This is a genomic window from Actinacidiphila sp. bgisy160 (assembly GCF_965342435.1).
Lineage (GTDB): Bacteria > Actinomycetota > Actinomycetes > Streptomycetales > Streptomycetaceae > Actinacidiphila.
This window is the reverse complement of the sequence record NZ_CBDRCM010000148.1, coordinates 1-652: the sequence shown is the minus strand read 5'-3', so window position 1 is coordinate 652 and position 652 is coordinate 1. Positions and strand designations below refer to the sequence as shown.

The following is a 652-nucleotide window of genomic DNA, read 5'->3' as shown; positions in this document are numbered from 1 at the left end:
TCAGTAGTTGTTGTCGTTCCGATCTTGAGGGGTGGGTGTCGAACGGGAGTCTCGATTGGGTGGTGGCAGGGTGCTTGGCGCATACGAGTAGGGCCTCCTGAACAGCTCGTTGGTGTCGAATCACCGAGCAGCAGGAGGCCCTGGTGCCGCAGTCTTCCGTGTCGATGTCCGGGCAGTCCAATTCGGTCACCCGGGAGTGTGACTGCCTGGCTCACCGGTTCGGGAACGCCGCCGACCATCCGGTGCGTGAACGCCGGTACCCGACCGATATGACCGATGCGGAGTGGGTGGCGGTGCGGCCGCTGCTGCCGGTGCCGGGCTGGTTGCGCGGCCGGGGAGGGCAGCCGGAGGCGTATTGCCACCGGGCGATACTCGATGCGGTGCGCTACCTGGTGGACAACGGCATCAAGTGGCGGGCGATGCCAGCCGATTTCCCGCCGTGGGACCGGGTCTATGCGTTCTTCCGCCGCTGGCGCGACCGGGGTCTGGCCCGGGAGTTCCACGACCGGCTGCGCGTCCGGGTCCGCGAGAGCCTGGGGCGGGACGCGGAGCCGACCGCGGGGGTGATCGACTCGCAGTCGGTCAAGGCGGACGCGGTCGTCGGATCCGACAGCCGGGGCTTCGACGGCGGCAAGCTGATCAACGGGCGCAA

1 protein-coding gene is annotated in these 652 nt (G+C 68.4%); it reads left to right on the top strand.

What is annotated here, in order from left to right; all coding sequences use genetic code 11:
* Window positions 1–269: 269 nt before the first annotated feature.
* Window positions 270–652: transposase (locus ACRWNP_RS37180; RefSeq protein ID WP_431969439.1), on the top strand; the 383-nt coding region annotated here is incomplete at its 3' end.